Here is a 17,213-nt window from a genome sequence, read left to right as displayed (position 1 = left end):
AACATCGCTTACGGTTACCTCTAATGCCGTACCAGACGTTGATGTTACCAACGCTTTCGGTTGGCCGACGGAACCTATTGTGCTAAAAAAATTCTTGCCAATCGTACCGCACGCTGCTAATTTCCATCTGCACAACCACGTTGATCAACATTTCTGACGGCCCCCGGCCGTATTTTTAGCGAAAGTTGATTTAACGTTAAACCAAAAAAATCGGAGACGCGGTGGCAGCGATATCTTTGCAGGGCATCTCGAAGGCGTTCGGAGAGCATGCGCCGGTGCTTCGGGATGTAAATCTCGAGATTGCGCGGGACGAGTTCTGCGTCTTCCTTGGACCGTCCGGCTGCGGAAAATCCACTCTGCTGCGCATTATTGCCGGGTTGGAGGACCCAAGCGCCGGAGAGATTTCGATCGGCGGCCGCGTCGTGAACACCGTACCGCCGGCAAAACGCGGCGTAGCGATGGTGTTTCAAAGCTATGCCTTGTTCCCGCACATGACGGTCGCCGAGAACATGAGCTTTGGGCTAAGGCTGGCCAAGCTGCCGGCGCCGGAGGTAGAGCGCAAGGTACAGGAAGCAGCGAAGATCCTGGAGCTCGGACCCTTGCTGAATCGCAAGCCCGCGGCGTTGTCCGGCGGTCAGCGGCAGCGCGCGGCGATTGGCCGGGCTATTGTGCGCGAGCCGGGTGTCTTCCTGTTCGACGAACCCCTTTCGAATCTCGATGCGACCTTGCGCGGCCAGACTCGTGTCGAAATTGCGCGGATCCATCGCCGCTTCAGTGAGGCGAGCACCGTCTATGTGACGCACGACCAGGTTGAAGCCATGACCCTGGCCGACAAGATCGTATTGCTCAATGTCAGCCGGGACGCGTCGGCATCTGGAAGCATCGCCCAGGTTGGCACGCCGATGGATCTGTATCTGCGGCCGAACAGCCGCTTTGTAGCGGGTTTCATCGGCTCGCCCCAGATGAATTTCCTGCCGGCGACAGTCAGCAAGTCAGAAGAGGGGAGCACGACCGTAACGCTCGGGGCGTCCCGCGAAGACGTCCGGGTCAAGCGGACAGGCGCGCGCCTGACGCCCGGACAGGCGGTGACGCTTGGCGTGCGGCCGGAGCACATCACGCTGCTCGCTTCGGGCGAGCCGGAAGGGGATGAGCTGGGACGCGCTCGCTCGAAACTGACTCGCACCGTGTCGCTCGTCGAGCGGCTTGGCGAGCAAAGTTATCTCCATTGCAATGAGGCGGGCGGCGCCACGCTTCTGGTCAAGCTGCAGGGCAATACGCTGTTGCGTTCCGGCGAAGTGATTCACCTTGCACCGGACCCCGCTTCGTGCCACCTCTTTACCGAAGAAGGCCACGCCGTCTGAGCGGGCTCATATAAACATCAGGAGACAAATCATGAAAAACCGATTCCGCTTGTCGTTGCTTTGCGCAGCACTGAGCTTCGCCGCCACCGTTCATGCCGGTACGCTGACTATCAATATGGCGTTCAAAGGGGCGAATCAGCGCGCATTCTGGGAGACCACGGTAGCCGAATTCGAAAAGGCCAATCCTGACGTCAAGGTCAAGATAGCCTACATCGAGGAAGAGGCCTACAAGGTCCAGTTGCCCGGCTGGCTGATTTCCGAGGCGCCGGATATTGTCAGGTGGCGTGAAGGCGAGCGGATGCGTTACTACGTCGAGCGCGGCTTGCTGGAGGACCTCTCACCGGACTGGCAAAAGAACGGCTGGAATACGAGCTTTGCCTCCCTGAAAGAACCTTCGTCGTATCAAGGCAAACAGTACGCATTGCCGACGGACTACTTCTCCTGGGGTGTTTTCTACAGAAAGGACCTGTTCGCGAAGGCGGGGATTCAGGGTGAGCCCAAGACGTGGGCTGAATTCCTCGACGACTGCAAGAAGCTCAAAGCGGCCGGCATTGCTCCGATCGCCGTTGGCGGGCGCGATTCGTGGCCGCTCGCCGCCTGGTTTGACTACCTCGATCTGCGCATCAACGGCTATGCATTTCATATGCAACTCATGGACGGAAAAATCCCTTATACCGATGCGCGCGTTAAAAAGGTGTACGAAGCGTGGAAGGTGCTGATCGACAACAAATATTTTGTCGATAATGGGCTTTCCTACACGCTCGATTCCGCTCAACCCCTGCTGATTCAGGGGCAGGCGGCAATGATGCTGATGGGCTCGTTCATCTCCGCCGGCCTGCCCGATACGGTCAAGACGGAGACGGGATATTTCCAGTTCCCGGTTGTCGACCCCAAGATTCCTGTGGCTGAAGATGGCTCTGCGGACTGCCTCAACATTCCAGCTAAAGCGAAGAATAAAGCTGATGCACGACGCTTCATCGCGTTTGTCGGTACGCCCGAGATCGAAGGACGTCTTGCCAAGGCATTCGGGTCGTTGCCGGCCAACAATCAAGCGACGGTGTCGGACGATCCGTTTACCAAGAAGGGGTTCGAGATCCTGTCGAATACCAAAGGCGGCATTGCCCAGTTCTACGATCGCGACATGACCAAGGAAATGGCAGACGAAGGCATGAAGGGCATGCAGCGGTTCTTCAGCGACCCGTCCAAGCTCGATCAGGTACTGGCGCACCTCGAAGAGACGCGCTTGCGTATCTACAAAAAATGATACGCGACTACCTGGCGCCGTTGCGCACCGGGAAGGGGATCGCTTAATCAACGTTTAGCCAATGTAGCGCGCCTCGGCGCGCATTACCGAGCTTCGTCATGTCCGCATCCATCAGTGCGTCTCCACTCGCGCGCCGCCGCCGGCGCGCGGCGCTGCTGTTCCTCGCGCCCGCTTGTGCGATGTTCTTGATCTATGTGATCTACCCGATCTTCAGCAGCATCGTGCTGAGTTTTTACGATTGGGATGGGGTAGGAGCGAGAACCTTTGTGGGGCTCGCGAACTACCGCGAATTGCTGCACTCCGACACGTTCTCCACGGCGTTGCTTAACAACGTTATCTGGCTCGTCCTGCTGTTGCTGGCGCCGCCAATCGGATTGCTGCTTGCGCTTTATTTGAATCAGAAGGTACGCGGCATCCGGATAGTAAAGTCATTGTTCTTTGCGCCGTTCGTTGTGTCGGGTGTTGTCATCGGGCTTGTCTTCAGCTGGTTCTACGACCCCTCGTTCGGTTTGCTGAAGGTACTGATCGGGCACGGTGTACCCGTGCTCGGCGACGAGCATATGGCCACGCCCGGGATTATTGTTGCCGCGCTCTGGGTGCAGATTCCGTTCTGCATGATCCTGTTCCTGACGAGCCTGACCGGGATCAATCCCGAGGTCATCGAGGCCGGACGGCTGGAAGGCGCCCGTGGCTGGACCCTGCTTTGGCACGTGGTGCTGCCCCAGTTGCGCCCGGCGACCTTCATGGCGATCACGCTGACCGTCATAGGGGCGTTACGGAGCTTCGACCTGATTTCCGTCATGACGGGCGGCGGGCCCTTCGACAGTTCGACCGTCCTTGCTTACTTCATGTACGACCAGGCAATCAAGTACTTCCGTTACGGCTACTCAGCCGCGATCGCGGTCGTGCTGTTCCTCATCATGCTGGTCTTCATCGTCTATCAGTTGCGGCGCTTGCTTCGCTCGGACAACTGATTCAGGAGCATCCCATGTATCCCTTACCCGTCGCCAGCTGGAAACCATCAAACCGGGTGCTGTACAAAATTTCCTTACCCGTCGCCCTGATCATCTGGCTGTTGCCCTTGTTGGCCGTGCTGCTCACTTCCATCCGCTCCTCCGATGAATTGATGCAGGGCAACTACTGGGGGTGGCCGCACGAGTTCGCCGCGTTCCAGAACTACCGGACCGTGCTGGTCGATTCGCCGATGCTCCACTACGCGTGGAACAGTTGCCTCATTACGTTCCCGTCGGTGTTCGGTGCGATTGTACTTTCCGCCATGGCCGGTTTCGCTTTGGCTACCTATCCGTTCAAAGGCAGCGCGGCCGTCCTGGCCACCTTCGTCGCGGGCAACTTCGTGCCGATCCAGATTCTGATGATCCCGGTACGCGATCTGACTTTGAAGCTCGGACTATTCAACACGGTCGGCGGGCTCATCCTGTTTCATCTTTCTTTTCAGACGGGCTTTTGCACTTTGTTTTTGCGCAATTTCATCAAGGAGTTGCCATACGAACTCGTGGAAGCGGCCCGGGTGGAAGGCGCCACGGAATGGCAACTGTTCTACAAGATCGTGCTGCCGTTGATCCGGCCCGCGCTTGCCGCGCTCGCAGTCCTCGTCTTCACGTTCGTGTGGAATGACTATTTCTGGGCGTTGTGTCTCACACAGGGCGACGACGCGGCGCCGCTGACGGTCGGGGTCGCTGCGTTGAAAGGGCAGTGGACCACTTCCTGGAACCTCGTCTCGGCAGGTTCGTTGCTGGCAGCGCTGCCGTCCGTCGCGATCTTCTTCGCGATGCAAAAGCACTTTGTAACGGGACTCACGTTCGGCGCTACCAAGGGCTGAATTCCTCCACTGCGGGCCGGGTGTGTTTGCGTCCGGCACTTGTCATTCATCATTCAAACCAGGAAACGTTTATGAAGGTCGGTGTTGATTACTATCCGGAGCATTGGGAGCGGGCGATCTGGGAAGAGGATGCAGCGCGCATGCAAGCCGCAGGCATCACGCTCGTGCGGCTTGCAGAATTCGCTTGGTCACGTCTGGAGCCAACTGAAGGGCAATTCGACTTTGCGTGGCTCGATGATGCTATCGATACGCTCGGACAGCATGACATCCAGGTGGTTATCGGTACGCCCACCGCGACGCCGCCTAATTGGCTGGTAGCGAAATGTCCGGACGTCCTGCCGCTGGACAACAAGCGTCAGCCGGTCTATCCCGGCGTGCGCTTGCATCGCTGCTACAACAGTCCGTCGTTGCGCCGGTACACGCAGATCATTGTTGAAAAAATGGCGGGGCACTACGGCAAGAATCCGCACGTCATTGGATGGCAAACCGACAACGAGATGATCGGCAACGACAGTCACAGCGACGCCGCCATCAGCGACTTTCGTCTTTGGCTGCAGAAGAAATACGGCAACCTCGAAACGATGAACCGGGCATGGGGCACGGTTGTTTGGAGCGGCGAGTACAGCGACTGGTCCCAGGTGAGCACGCCGCTGGGCGGCTCACCTCATATGAACCCGTCCTATCTGCTAGATTACAAGCGATTTTGTTCGGACTCCGTGGCAGATTTCAACCGCTTCCAGGCGCGCATCATTCGGGAAAATTGCAGCAGGCAGTTCATCACGCATAACCTGTGGGGTTATCCGGTCGTCAACGACTACTACGACCTGTTCGACAGCATGGATTTCGCATCGGTCGATTATTACCCGAGCACCGATCTCGCCAACGACAGCAAGTCGCGCGTCTATCACGGCGCCCTTACGCTCGATCTCACGCGCGGCCTGAAACAAAAGAACTTCTGGGTGATGGAGCAATTGAGCGGCACGCCGGGTTGCTGGCATCCCATGTCGCGAACGCCCTATCCGGGGATGATCCGCGCGCACGCGTGGCAAAGTGTTTCGCGTGGGGCTGATGCGATCGTTCAGTTTCGATGGCGGACCGCTCGCATTGGCGCCGAACAGTTCTGGCATGGATTGCACGATCATCATGGCAAACCGGGGCGGCGCTTCGACGAGTTCGCCCGCTTCAGCGAAGAAGCACGACGGTTGTCGCCTCTGCTGGATGGAACGACCGTGGTCAATGACGTCGCGATCCTGTTCTCGCACGATCAGCTCAATGCACTGACGATTCAGCCGCAGTCCGACGGATTCGAATATCTGGCCAACCTCAAGCAAATACATCGGGCTTTCCTCCGGCTTGGTGTCGGTACCGATGTGATCAACTGGACCTCCGATATCCATCAATACAAGCTGGTCGTAGCGCCGTTCCTGTTTCTTGTCAACGACGCCATCGTCAAGACGCTGACCGACTACGTTGCGGGAGGTGGAACGCTGATCCTGACGTCCCGGACCGGCGTCAAGAACATGAATAACGTGTGTCTGCCGACGCAGCTTCCCGGACCATTGAGCGAGCTTGCCGGCGTGCTGGTCGATGAGTATGACCCGGTGGGTCATGACACGCAGTTCGTCTCGCTCGCTGAAGACAGTACGTTCGAATGCGCGCAGTGGTGCGATGTCCTCACACCGACTACGGCCGGAACAGTGGGCACATACGCGAGCGAGTTCTTTGCGGGCCGCTCAGCCGTGACGAGAAACCGCTTCGGCAAGGGGGAGACCTACTATCTTGGCACGGTGCTTAAGGACGACGGGTACAAGGCGTGGTTTGAGGGGATTTTGACCGGCCTGAATGTCCCGTTGATGCCGCATCTCCCGGCGGGAGTCGAAGTTTCCGCTCGGACTGACGGCGAGCGACGTCTTTTGTTCGTGCTCAACCTGACCAGGAGCGAGCAGGTCGTTGAACTGCCGGAGGGTGATTATCTAAGCGTGCTGAGTCAGCTTGCCGCGCCGAAGTATCTGGTGCTTGAGGCCATGGGAGTTGAGATCCTGCAATCGGTCGTCAGGATCTAACGCGGTGTCTCGCCCCGGCAACCCCGCCGGCTTTGTCAACTTCAAAACGTTGGTTCGAAAGGATTCGCGACGCCGCGCGCGGTCTCTGTATCGTATTTGCGGATGGGTTAGCCGTTTTGTAAAGACCCGAGCACTGGGTGGCGTAGCTCCCGGGTACGAGCCTAACGTACTAGAACAGGACGTCGATACCAACCGTGACGGCTGTCTGACTGGGCGTGCCCGCCGGGTTCAGGGTGCTGACTACCGCGTGCTTATACGACGTGTAATCGACTTCGCTGTAGAGCGTGGTGCGCTTCGACAGCAGATACGCGAGCGAAATGATCGATATTCCGCGGCGGCTGGCCTTGTCATTCGATACAGTGGTCTGATAGTAGCCGCCATCGAAAACGATGGCCGGGGTGATGGTCCAGGCGAGACCGCCGAAGGCGTTGTTGGTCACCTGGTGCGGACCCACCGGATTCTGCAGATCCTCGGACATGAAGCCGCCCGACACGCGTACCGGGCCGATCCGGTAACCGGCGCCGCCCATGTAATAACTATCGCCAATGTAGGTCGTGCCGGTCAGTATGCTGCGATGCCCGTACACGCCGCCGAAGCTCACCGGGCCCGCGTCATAACTCGCGCCGACTGAGCGCGTCGCCCCGCTGCTGAAATCGCCGGCTACGCCGCCGAGCGAATTGTCTGCTTCGAACAGCAAGGGTCCAAAGACGTTCTTGTACTTGATGTCGTTATTGTTACGCGTGCCGTCCGAGGCAGTGGTCAACGGCAGGATCGGCGTGAAGTGGAAACCGAATGGATCGTAGATACCAATGATGTCGTGCGAAATTGTGTACTGGCGCCCGAGGTCGATCGACCCGTATTTCGAATTTCCGATGCCGACGAACGCCTGCCGGTTGAATTCTATGCCGGTGGTGTTGTCGTATTGTCCGTTGCCGAGGTTGAAGCCGTTCTCCAGCTGGAAGTGCGCGTTCCAGCCATCACCCAGGTCTTCCTTCCCCAGGAAGCCGAGCTTGTTCGAACTGTAGTAGCCGTTCGAATTCATCGTGAGCACGGTGCCGCCGCCTTTTACCGTATTCGTCTGGTAACGGATGCCGCCGTCTACCGTACCGTATATCTGGACGCTCGTTTGCGCATGTGCAGACATTGCGCCCAGCGTTCCGGCCGCAGCCGACAATCCAAATCCAATGGTTCTCCAAACCCTTTTTTTCATAATATGTCTCCGATTTAATGTCTTATAGGTGAAACGCCCGGTGACGGCAGGGACTAGCTATAAATTTCGTATCACTAAATAAATGTACTGTTTTCAAACTCCGGTTATGGGCTTCGGGCCGAGGCGGCAACGGTCGTTCGTCTGCGCCGCCGGCCTCCGCGCATCTGTTGTCAGTTTCCTGCCTGAGCGCTGCTCGTCTGGCTGAGGCGCCCGGGCGGCGGGTCCACCTGCTTGAAGCCGGTTTTCAGTTCATGGCGTAGCGCGACGCGATCGAGCGCCTTTTCCCAGTTCGCCACCACGATGGTCGCCACGCTATTGCCGACTATGTTTGTGAACACGAATGCGCTGGACATCGCCTTGTGAATGCCGAGAATCAAGGCGATCGATTCGACCGGAATCGTGTTCGATGCGGCAAGCGTCGCTGCCAGCACGGCAATTGCCGCGCCGGACACGCCGGCCGCGCCCTTGGACGTGAGCAGCAGGACGGCGAGCAGTACCACCTGGTCGTGCCAGGTCATCGGCGTGTTGGTGGCCTGAGCGAGAAACACGGCGGCTGCGGCGAAATACAGGCACGTGCCGTCGTGATTGAACGAGTACGCTGTCGGCAGGACCAGACCCACCACCGATTTTTCGCAGCCGAGCCGTTCCAGCTTGTCGATCAGTTGCGGGAAAACTGTCTCCGACGAACTCGTGCCGATCACGAGCAGCAGTTCCGCACCAATGTAACGCATCAGGCGCAGCAGACTGAAGCCGTTGACCTTCGCGATCGGCCAGAGGATCAGCAAGATGAAGAGCGCGCAGGTCAGGTAGAACTCGATGACGAGTTTGCCGAGCGAGAGCAGCGTGCCGAAGCCGAACTTGCTGACAGTGAAGGCGATCGCACCGAAGGCGGCGAGCGGCGCGATCTTCATCGTCAGGCCGATGATCCAGAAGAGCGAACCTGATACCGCATCGATCAGCTTTAACGCCGGCTGTGCACGCTCGCCGATTGCGGCCAGGCCAAACGCAAACAGCACCGAGAAGAAAAGCACCTGCAGCACGTCGCCGCCGGCGAATGCACTGATCGCCGTGTGCGGAATCACATTCAGCAGAAATCCGCTCGTGGTGACGACGTGGTGCGCTTGCTCGACGTACGCATCGACGGCGGCGGAGTGCACGCTGTGCATGTCCACGTTCATGCCGACACCCGGCTTGAGCAGGTTGATGACCACGAGGCCCAGCACCAGCGCGAGCGAGGTCACCACTTCAAAATAGACGAGCGCCTTGATCGCCACGCGGCCAACCTTCTTGAAGTCGTTGGCGCCCGCGATGCCGCTGCACACGGTGCAGAAGATGATCGGCCCTATCAGCATCTGGATGACGCGGATGAATGCGTCGCCGACGGGCTGCAGATTGATGCCGAACTTCGGGAAGCAGTAACCCGTGACAATGCCCAGTGCCATACCGGCCAGTACCTGGAAGGACAGGTCGCGGTAGAACGGTTGACGTGCCTTGGGTTTAGCGGCGGCGGATTTCCCGGGCAAGCTCATGGTGTCTCCTAGTCAAGCGGCGGCGAATTCGGGTTCGCTCAAAAATGGTGAAACGCACGGATGCAGCTCTAGCGCGCGGCGTCGCCCAGGATGGCGAGACTGTCGGCGAAGATTTCGTCGACACTCAGCTTACGCGGCAGCAGTTGCTGTTGCTCGCAGAACGCAAGGGTTTCCTCGAGCGGGCCGCGCAGCGCCTCGTATCCGGACAGTAGCTTGTCCGGCCTGCCGGTGTTCTCCGCAGCGACTGATGCCTTGCCGCGGCACAGCAGGTCATACACCGCGCGCACGGCTTGCGGCTGTGCATCGGCCAGCGCCTTCGTTACCACGACAACATGATTGATCGGGACGTAATGATGGAGGGCATACCACGCACGGTCGGCGGCGGCCGCATTGGCGATCAGCGGTTCGAGGCCCGGCTCGTCTGGCAAATCGTTGCCGAGGATGACGGCATCGAGTTCGCCCGCGCGCAGCATCGGCAACAATTGTTTGCCGGGTTCGGCGCGGTGCACGAACGGCGGGTCGCGATATTCCTCCAGATGCGCGCCTTCGATCGTGATCCAATCGACCTGATCGAGCGGTACGCCGTAGGTCTGCGCGAGAATGGCGCGCACCCACATGCCGGTGGTCTGCGTGTAGGCACGTACGCCGACTTTCTTGCCCGCGAGGCTGCCGGCATCGAGCTTGCCTCGCTGGGCATTATAAATAATGCAGCCCTGCTGGAAGCGCGCGGCGACGACGGCCGGCAACAGCACGACTGGCTTGCCGTAAGCTTTCGCCTGCAGATACGTGACGATCGCCAATTCGCTGATGTCGTATGCCTGACGGCGCGCCATCGGTGCGAATGCACGGTGAATCGGTTCGACGTCCTCAAATATCAATTCGACGGCAGGATCGGTCAGTTCGCCGGCTTTCAGGGCTCGCGTATGAGGATAGGTGTGCAGTGCAATCTTCAGGTGCAGCGGTTGCGTAGAGGTGCTCAAGGTCGTGTGTTCCTGTTTCATTCCAGACGGATGCATCAAGCACGGTTCAAGCGGCGAGCGCTGGATAAATCGTGCTGGCGGTACGGCCGAAGATCGCTTCGCGAGCGTCGGCGGGCAGCATCGAAAGACTCTCGCGGGCATCGCTGAGCAGTTGCGGCAGCGCGCCTTCGGCAGCCGGGAAATTCGAGCCCCATGCGATGCGATGTGCGCCGAATGCGTCGAGCACGCGCGGGAAGAAAGCAGCAGGTGTTGAAGCGCCGCGTGCGGCTTCGGCGATCGTACGGTTCGTGAGTTTCAGATACACACCGCCATGCGACGCGAGGCTGAAGAGCGGTGAGGCCGTTTCGTACGGCGGACCGCCGGCGAGGTCGGGCCGTGCAAGGTGATCGAGCAACACCCGGATCTCCGGAAAGCGCGCGAGCATGTTCAGGAGCGCAGGAATGCCTTGCGCGGTCATCTGCAGGCAGATCGACACGTGATGGCGCTGCGCGTATTCCCATACCGGAAACGAGCGCTCGTCGTCGAGCCAGCCCGCCTGGCCGGGCATCGTGCTGCCGGTTGTGAAAAGGCGCAGCCCGGAGAGGCCTGCATCGAGCCAGCGCTGCACCTGCGTGACGGCGTCGCTTGCCAGCACGTCGACCGAGAACACGCCTGCGAAACGCCCGGGGTGGCTGCGTACCGCTTCGACCACATAACTATTGTCGTTGCCATAGACCGTCGAGGCCTGCACGACCACCGCACGGTCAATGCCGGCTTCATCCATCGACGTGAGCAGGCCTTCGAAGCTGACGGGGCGCTTTGCCGACCATTCCGACTGGTGACCACCGACCGGCGCGAGAGGATAGCGTTGTTTATCCGGGGAAATTGCATGAGTGTGCGTGTCGATGACGACGGGCATGTACCGGCTCCTGACTGCAAACTTATTGATCGAATGGGCGTTACTGTAAGTGAGATGTAGCCGGAGTCCTTAATATGAAGTTCGCCGAAAGGCATAAATTTTGGTTAAGCTAAGGGTTTTCACATAGCAATTCCGGAGAATCGATGGGTGGAGTAGGGGGTACGTCATCGGATGACGATCTGACGCGATTAAGGCGTCTCTTCCTGTTCGATGCAGTGTGCGAAGCAGGTGGGATAGGACAGGCGGCAGTCCGCGCGGGGCGCACGCAGCCTGCGGTGAGCCTCGCCATCAGCAAGCTGGAAGCGAGTTTCGGCGGTCAGCTGTTCGAGCGCGGCTTCGGCGGCAGCGAACTGACGGCGGAGGGCGTGATCCTGCAACGGCGCGTGCGTCGCATGCTCGACCAGATGGAGCGTGCGGTGGCGAGCCTGACGGGCCAATCGGCGGCATCGAACGCGGGCAAGATTTGCCGCCACCTGACCGATACGCAGGTGCGCTGCCACATCGCGATTGCAAACGCGGGATCGGCGGCAGAGGCCGCACAGTCATTGGGCATTTCGCAGCCGGCCGTGCATCGGGCGGCGCGTCAGATCGAGCAGAACGTCGGGATGTCGCTCTACCGGCGGCGTGTGCACAGCGTGTCGGCGAACCCCGCTGGCATTGAATTCGCGCGTTGTCTGAGTCTGGCGCTCTACGAGATCGCGCAGGCGAGCGAGGATCTGGCGTACGCCCGTGGGCAGCTCACCGGCAAAGTGGCGATCGGCGTCTTGCCGTTGCTGCCGCCACGCCTCGTCGCGCGCGCCATCCAGCGGCTGCGCGAGCGCTATCCTGCTGCACGCGTCACGGTCGATGAAGGCTCCCACGCACGGCTGCTGCGCGAACTACGTACCGGCGCGATCGATATCATCATTGGCGGGCTGCGCGAGCCTCGCCTCATGGGGTCCGTGCAAGAGACGGAACTGTTCGCCGATCCTTACGTGGTTGCAGTACGCAAGGGGCATCGGTTGGCCGGGCAGAAATCCATCGCGGCTCACGACCTTGCCGGTTACGACTGGGTCGTGCCACAGCGCAATGTGCCGCGACGCGCGGTGATCGATTCGATCTTCGCCCGGCTGCAGGTCAAGCCACCGCTGGTGGTCGAGACCAGCTCGCTCGCCATGATGATAGCGATGCTGGTGGAAAGCGATTGCATCACACTCCTGTCGCGTGCGCTGATTCGCGAAGCCTCTCCGGGAAGCGAGATGGTCGCGTTGGAACTGGTGACGCCTGAGGCGAGCCGGGCAGTCGGGTACACCTTGCGTACCGACTGGCTCGGCACCGCCGTCCAGCAGGCATTCGTCGAGCATCTGCGTGAGGAATGCGCGTCCCGGCTCTGAGTGCAGGAGGGTGGTTGCCGGAGTTCCTGGTTCGGCTGGCTTCGGACCTTCGGCACGAGTGTATAGGTCGTCCACAATCGGAAATTGCCGCCATCAGGACGCCTGAGTTACCAGGTAAGTGCACAATTCCGCGTCATCAAGGGTAACGGGGGGAACGTTGTGAGGCGCTGGACGTTCGGTGAAGTTCATGAGCGAGCGCATCGGCCAGCGAGATCCTGCCGGGCCGCATTTAGAGCATCATCGCGGGATCGGCGCTCCTGGCGCCAGCAAACGATGCAAATCGGTCCACGGTACGGTCACTTCGAGAATGCCGGATGCTATTGCATCTGCCTCACCGGGGTTGAACGAAACAAGAAGGCCCTCCTTGGTGAAGGACCACGCCGTCGGATCTCGCACGTCCTTGCTGATTCCGTCGGCAAAGAAGGGGGAGACGTTCAATTCCCGCGAGGCACGATCACGTAAGAAGGCCTCCCATCCGCTATCCGGTGTGAACAAGTCCTCCGTCTTGAGGCGATGCAGGGTTGGCTTGAGCAAGTAGGAAATGTTGCTCATGGTCACGGAAGCCGCTCCCGCAGCGCATTGCTCAGTGTGGAACATCTCGACGTTAATGAAATGCGGCGTCGCTGACTGGACCCTGAAACCCACAAACTGGTCGCTGGACGTTTCGGCGTCTCCGAAACACCAATTTGCTCGCGCTGTCGCGGCCGATCGGACTATCGCACCATTCCATTGTTCTGCTATCGGGGAAATCGGATGATCGATTCTTGGCAGGCCCGTGTGCTGTTCCAAAGGCATGCCGGTGACTTCTTGTTTCCCGATTGACGTGTAATGGTCAATTCGGCTGAACACGAAGGGACCAATGGAAGTGGCGGCGCTGCGCAGATCGTCGAGCCGGTCAGCGTATTGCCGTCGCAGGCAGGAGGCGGGGTTTTCATCCCTCTTGTTATCAAGACACAGGACTTTCACGACTTTGCGCCACTGTTCCTGCCCGGTGCGCAGGATCATTTTTCCCGGGTCGGAAAGTAATGGCAGGGCCGCACCGTAGCGCTGCGCCATCGCTGCGTCCTGAGCCGATAGCTTCGGATCGGCGCAGACCGTTTTCTCGAAACGGGTTCTGGCGTTGCCGCAGTCAAAGCTTGCTGCCGTCGCGATTGATGGCGCCAAACAGGCAACGGACAGGCTGACGATCATTAAGTAACGTCCCTGCCGGGCCTGGTGTCGCTGGTTTGCGAAGTGGCCTATCAATGTTTGTCGGATAGCGATCAGGCGCCGACGGACCCATCGCTTCACTGAACAGCAAGGGTTGGAATGCGGACACTCAACGCGCGACATCTGCAGCATGGTGGTCGGCCGTAGGTGGATAGAGTGATGCGGCGGCCGGCAAAGTTGTGCGCCTCCGGGTTATTGACACGCGTTGGCGATGTCGGCGCGGCAGGACTATTGGTCGTCGCTCAGGCCACTCGGAACGCCGTAGTGCGAACCATCGTATTCCATTGTAAAGCTGGCCCGTCTGGCGGCCTTGTCCTTGCTTGCACATTGTTCCCCGGCCACCGTGTGGGTCGTGTCGACTGTCTTTTCGCTGACAAGTAGCATTGCATAACCGCCGCGGCCCGCTGGACCGACCGATATTGCGCGGGACGTATCGGAGAACTGGCCGGCGCAGTTGCCGTCCCAATCTCCCGTGCTTTGTCGCGTCGTTAGATTGCTGAGCACCCGTCGAAGCTTGCGCTCGTCGATGACATAAAGACTGAGCGTCGTATCCGCGAAGGGATTTACTCGCGACGAGTTTTGGAAGCTCTTCCTTACGCCAAAGGCAAGTTCCTGAGGCGTAAGCCGCCAAGGCGCGGTGTCGAGAGCAATGCTCTGCAGGCCTATCGCATCGGACGTAATGGCGGAGGGTTCGTAACTGTGAGCGATGACCGCTCCCGTCTTGCTGTCCGCCACCAGCACCTCGACATCATAGACAGTCTCATCGGTTGTCCCGCCTTTCTGGGGCAACGGCAACACGGCAAGCGTTTGCGCCGGATTCGCGGGCCAAACCTTGCAAGCGGCATTGTCGGCGTCGACAGCGCGGCCGGGTTGCAGCGTGTGAGCCCACTCGGTAAAGCGTTCTTTGCAGTCCGCGTGTGCGAGAAGGGGCAAGCATAAGAAAGCCAATGCAACGAGAGTGCGCATGGGTATGTGGCCGGAGGTTGTGGTGGACGTGAGCGATGCGCTGCCGCGGGAATTCTACAAGATCAGGCAGACTTAGGGGCGCGATACGCCGTAGTGACGCTACCGTTCACTCTGTGAACCTTAGGTTCGGGTGATTTTCAAGAGCGGATCCGGGCCGCCTTATGCCGTTCGCATCTTGAAGGAGAGCGGGGCAGTCGGACCCAGCGCCGGACCTGGTTCGGCCACCTTCTGACGTTCATTGACGCCGTCGCTCGGACATTCGAAAGTTGGTTTCAAGGCAGAAAGCGGCCCTTCGTTGAACGATGCCATCCGGTGGGCCATCGGTGCGGACTCAACCGGTGGATGCAACACACCAAGACTGCGTGAGCAGAAGGAGTGCTGCAAATAAAGCAGCGAAGTGGGTCCGTCGCGTCAGGAAAAACCGCTCAGGATCGGATAAATAATTGGCAGGACAAAGGACGTCAGAATGCCGTTCAGGCCCATCCCGAGGCCTGCAAATGCGCCGGCTTCTTCACTTATCTGCAACGCACGAGCAGTGCCGATTCCATGGGATGCGACGCCCAGTGCGAACCCTCCCAGGTCATGCCTCGACACGTGAATCAACCTCAAAAGGCCGCTGCCAATCACCGCGCCAGTGATGCCGGTCATGATCACAAGGACGGCCGTCAGCGACGGCAACCCGCCGATTTTCTCGGAAATACGGATAGCAATTCCTGCCGTCACGCTCTTCGGAGCAATAGTGGCAAGTATTTGACCCGTGGCTCCCAGAAGCCTTGGGATTAGAACGGCCGATGAGATGCCCGTCGCACAGCCCGCCACAAGTGCGCCAGCCAACTGTGGGGCTAGCCGGCGCAATTTAGGCAATTGTCGGTGCATCGGTATAGCGAGCGCGACGATTGCCGGTCCGAGCAAAAATTGAATGGGCTGGGCGCTTCGCATGTAGGTGACATACGATGTGTTCGATTCACGCAAGGCAAATATCAAAAGCGCTACTGCAATTAACACGGGATTCGCGAGCGCACTTTTTCCTAGCGAACCGTGGACGACCTGCGCGATTGCGTACGCGAGGAACGTGAGGGTCAGCCAAAGAAGCGGTGTTGCTCCGAGAAATTCCCACGCGGACGCGATGTTCTGATGAACGTTCACGGCGTATCAACCTTCTCAATGTCGGCAGCCGCAGGCGCCGTGTTTCCGTCGGCATGGAGCGGCGATGCAAACGATGTTGTCAGCGGTGCAAGCGGTGCAGCGCGCGGGGGCCATAAAGCGCACAAGCCTTGGCCGACAAGCGCGGCAACGACGATTGTTAGCGCCGTACACACAACAACGGACACGGCTATCGGGAGCAGGTCATGAGCCACGCGGCCGGCAAAGACCATGATGCCGACTCCTGCTGGAACGAACAAAAGAGGCAGAATCCTAAGCAGGGCAAGAGCGTCGCTCTCAATGGCGGATGAAAGGCCGGGGCGGAGACTCAGGGAAGCTAACAACAGGATCATCCCTATAACCGCGCCGGGAATCGGCAGGTTCCCGGCGTAGGCTATTAATTCGCCAAGGCACTGGTAGGCGAGAAGGACAGCGAACGTTTTGGTCATCGGTTCACCTTCGATTCGGACGCGCACACGTTGAGCCACCGGCGAAGCACGACAAAGTGGGCGCAAATCGTCACACCAGAACTTGTTCACCCGTTGGCATTAGTCATCATTGCGGTGAGCAAAAAGCGTCGGGCATCCCGTGCATCTGCTCACTGCCCGCCGTAGAGCACGTTCAAGCGATCCAGCGTGCCGTCCTTCTGGGCGCGCTGCAATTCCTGATAGACCTCCGCGCGAGTCTTGCCAACGTGGGCACCGCTCATGCTGCTGCCCTCGGGCGTGCCGCCGACTGCGTCAGACGTCATAGATGCGTTGCTGCCGGTTGCCGTACTTGCGGTGCCAGCGTCGTCGCCCGCATGGGCCAGCGTGGTGCACAACGCCAATGCGGCTATAGGAATCAAAGTCAGAGTTTTCATCATATTCTCCAGCATGGTGTATGACGTGCCCGACGCCGATCGAATCATGCAGTTGGCGCCGGGATTTCGTGCCGCTTCGAAAGGCATTGAAGCTTCTTGCAAGGACTCGGCACGCTCTTGCAATACCAGGGCAGAATTTCCTTTATTCGCGAGTTATCTGCTTTTTGTATCGCGACCGCTCCAGGATAGAACCCGGGCATCCAACCAGGATCTATTTTCATCCCCTGCAATTTACTTCCTTGGTGTTTATGAGAGTTCTGCTGGTCGTTCCAGTTGGAACGATATTGGAATCATTTTTTGTGATCTGTAAGCAGAATGTCGGTGTAGCGCACGCAACCCAGCTCAAGGCTCTGTCTGGATGGGCGAGTCCTATTTCCCACGGCAAATCCATAGAGCCAGGACAGTGCGGAATTCAGAACTACAACGGTTCAATGGATATTGGTGTTCACGGCAGCGACTCCCATGGAGCTTTTGGGTTGCGCCTGCCCCTCCCGCCCAAGGATTGCGGCTCGCCG

At 59.2% G+C, this 17,213-nt stretch carries 15 protein-coding genes and 1 pseudogene; 7 read left to right on the top strand and 9 right to left on the bottom strand.

All coding sequences use genetic code 11. The annotated features are described in order from the left end of the window. Window positions 1-221 precede the first annotated feature (221 nt). The 5 genes from AWB69_RS05485 (at window position 222) to AWB69_RS05465 (ending at window position 6,528) form a co-directional block, all read left to right on the top strand. Window positions 222-1,361, top strand: a complete 1,140-nt coding sequence (locus AWB69_RS05485) for an ABC transporter ATP-binding protein (protein ID WP_062083015.1) — start codon at window positions 222-224, stop codon at window positions 1,359-1,361. A 31-nt stretch (window positions 1,362-1,392) separates the two neighbouring features. Beyond that, window positions 1,393-2,625 carry an ABC transporter substrate-binding protein gene (locus tag AWB69_RS05480; RefSeq protein WP_062083013.1) on the top strand — a complete coding sequence of 411 codons (1,233 nt, stop codon included), beginning with the start codon at window positions 1,393-1,395 and terminating at the stop codon, window positions 2,623-2,625. 98 nt (window positions 2,626-2,723) lie between these two features. Further along, a complete protein-coding gene (locus AWB69_RS05475) occupies window positions 2,724-3,599 on the top strand; it encodes a carbohydrate ABC transporter permease (protein WP_062083011.1) in 876 nt (291 codons plus the stop codon). Between the two features lie 14 nt (window positions 3,600-3,613). Beyond that, a complete protein-coding gene (locus AWB69_RS05470; protein ID WP_062083008.1) occupies window positions 3,614-4,465 on the top strand; it encodes a carbohydrate ABC transporter permease in 852 nt (283 codons plus the stop codon). A gap of 71 nt (window positions 4,466-4,536) precedes the next feature. After that, on the top strand, window positions 4,537-6,528 hold the full coding sequence (locus tag AWB69_RS05465; RefSeq protein WP_062083006.1) for a beta-galactosidase: 1,992 nt from the start codon (window positions 4,537-4,539) through the stop codon (window positions 6,526-6,528). Between the two features lie 169 nt (window positions 6,529-6,697). On the opposite strand, the gene AWB69_RS05460 is transcribed toward AWB69_RS05465, so the two are convergent. The 4 genes from AWB69_RS05460 to AWB69_RS05445 form a co-directional block, all read right to left on the bottom strand. Continuing rightward, window positions 6,698-7,738: a porin gene (locus AWB69_RS05460; protein ID WP_062083003.1), complete on the bottom strand. Its 1,041-nt coding sequence runs from the start codon at window positions 7,736-7,738 to the stop codon at window positions 6,698-6,700. A gap of 170 nt (window positions 7,739-7,908) precedes the next feature. After that, complete coding sequence (gene dctA / locus AWB69_RS05455) at window positions 7,909-9,267, bottom strand: C4-dicarboxylate transporter DctA (RefSeq protein ID WP_062083001.1); 1,359 nt, start codon at window positions 9,265-9,267, stop codon at window positions 7,909-7,911. Window positions 9,268-9,335: 68 nt separating this feature from the next. Continuing rightward, window positions 9,336-10,247: a substrate-binding domain-containing protein gene (locus tag AWB69_RS05450; RefSeq protein ID WP_062083336.1), complete on the bottom strand. Its 912-nt coding sequence runs from the start codon at window positions 10,245-10,247 to the stop codon at window positions 9,336-9,338. A gap of 46 nt (window positions 10,248-10,293) precedes the next feature. Continuing rightward, window positions 10,294-11,145, bottom strand: a complete 852-nt coding sequence (locus AWB69_RS05445; RefSeq protein WP_062082998.1) for an amidohydrolase family protein — start codon at window positions 11,143-11,145, stop codon at window positions 10,294-10,296. Window positions 11,146-11,288: 143 nt separating this feature from the next. Here AWB69_RS05445 and AWB69_RS05440 point away from each other — a divergent pair, with 143 nt between their 5' ends. Further along, a complete protein-coding gene (locus tag AWB69_RS05440; RefSeq protein WP_062082996.1) occupies window positions 11,289-12,518 on the top strand; it encodes a LysR family transcriptional regulator in 1,230 nt (409 codons plus the stop codon). Window positions 12,519-12,755: 237 nt separating this feature from the next. Here the strand turns inward: AWB69_RS05440 and AWB69_RS05435 are convergent, their stop codons facing one another. The 5 genes and pseudogenes from AWB69_RS05435 to AWB69_RS05415 all read right to left on the bottom strand — a co-directional run bounded on the left by AWB69_RS05435 (window position 12,756) and on the right by AWB69_RS05415 (window position 16,698). Continuing rightward, window positions 12,756-13,709: a lysozyme inhibitor LprI family protein gene (locus AWB69_RS05435; protein WP_062082994.1), complete on the bottom strand. Its 954-nt coding sequence runs from the start codon at window positions 13,707-13,709 to the stop codon at window positions 12,756-12,758. Between the two features lie 246 nt (window positions 13,710-13,955). Continuing rightward, the gene (locus tag AWB69_RS05430) at window positions 13,956-14,693 is read right to left on the bottom strand and encodes a PA3715 family protein (RefSeq protein ID WP_062082992.1); all 738 of its coding nucleotides are present in this window, start codon (window positions 14,691-14,693) and stop codon (window positions 13,956-13,958) included. 411 nt (window positions 14,694-15,104) lie between these two features. After that, window positions 15,105-15,839 (bottom strand): LrgB family protein, encoded by a 735-nt coding sequence (locus tag AWB69_RS05425; RefSeq protein ID WP_062082990.1) that lies wholly within the window; start codon window positions 15,837-15,839, stop codon window positions 15,105-15,107. Window positions 15,840-15,961: 122 nt separating this feature from the next. After that, a pseudogene (locus AWB69_RS05420) lies at window positions 15,962-16,285 on the bottom strand (CidA/LrgA family protein); the annotation flags it as partial. Between the two features lie 149 nt (window positions 16,286-16,434). Then, window positions 16,435-16,698 carry a DUF4148 domain-containing protein gene (locus tag AWB69_RS05415; protein ID WP_063977754.1) on the bottom strand — a complete coding sequence of 88 codons (264 nt, stop codon included), beginning with the start codon at window positions 16,696-16,698 and terminating at the stop codon, window positions 16,435-16,437. Between the two features lie 86 nt (window positions 16,699-16,784). On the opposite strand from AWB69_RS05415, the gene AWB69_RS49195 reads away from it, so the two are divergent. Then, on the top strand, window positions 16,785-17,213 hold a 429-nt coding region (locus tag AWB69_RS49195), incomplete at its 3' end, for a hypothetical protein (protein WP_231936988.1).

The organism is Caballeronia udeis, from assembly GCF_001544555.2.
GTDB lineage: Bacteria > Pseudomonadota > Gammaproteobacteria > Burkholderiales > Burkholderiaceae > Caballeronia > Caballeronia udeis.
The sequence above is the reverse complement of the archived record's forward strand: the minus strand, read 5'-3'. Positions and strand labels throughout refer to the sequence as shown.

Coding starts and splice junctions, on each gene's coding strand:
- AWB69_RS05480 (WP_062083013.1), top strand. CDS start 1,393: ATGAAAAACCGATTCCGCTTGTCGTTGCTTTGCGCAGCACTGAGCTTC.
- AWB69_RS05475 (WP_062083011.1), top strand. CDS start 2,724: ATGTCCGCATCCATCAGTGCGTCTCCACTCGCGCGCCGCCGCCGGCGC.
- AWB69_RS05470 (WP_062083008.1), top strand. CDS start 3,614: ATGTATCCCTTACCCGTCGCCAGCTGGAAACCATCAAACCGGGTGCTG.
- AWB69_RS05465 (WP_062083006.1), top strand. CDS start 4,537: ATGAAGGTCGGTGTTGATTACTATCCGGAGCATTGGGAGCGGGCGATC.
- AWB69_RS05460 (WP_062083003.1), bottom strand. CDS start 7,738: ATGAAAAAAAGGGTTTGGAGAACCATTGGATTTGGATTGTCGGCTGCG.
- dctA (WP_062083001.1), bottom strand. CDS start 9,267: ATGAGCTTGCCCGGGAAATCCGCCGCCGCTAAACCCAAGGCACGTCAA.
- AWB69_RS05445 (WP_062082998.1), bottom strand. CDS start 11,145: ATGCCCGTCGTCATCGACACGCACACTCATGCAATTTCCCCGGATAAA.
- AWB69_RS05440 (WP_062082996.1), top strand. CDS start 11,289: ATGGGTGGAGTAGGGGGTACGTCATCGGATGACGATCTGACGCGATTA.
- AWB69_RS05435 (WP_062082994.1), bottom strand. CDS start 13,709: ATGATCGTCAGCCTGTCCGTTGCCTGTTTGGCGCCATCAATCGCGACG.
- AWB69_RS05430 (WP_062082992.1), bottom strand. CDS start 14,693: ATGCGCACTCTCGTTGCATTGGCTTTCTTATGCTTGCCCCTTCTCGCA.
- AWB69_RS05415 (WP_063977754.1), bottom strand. CDS start 16,698: ATGAAAACTCTGACTTTGATTCCTATAGCCGCATTGGCGTTGTGCACC.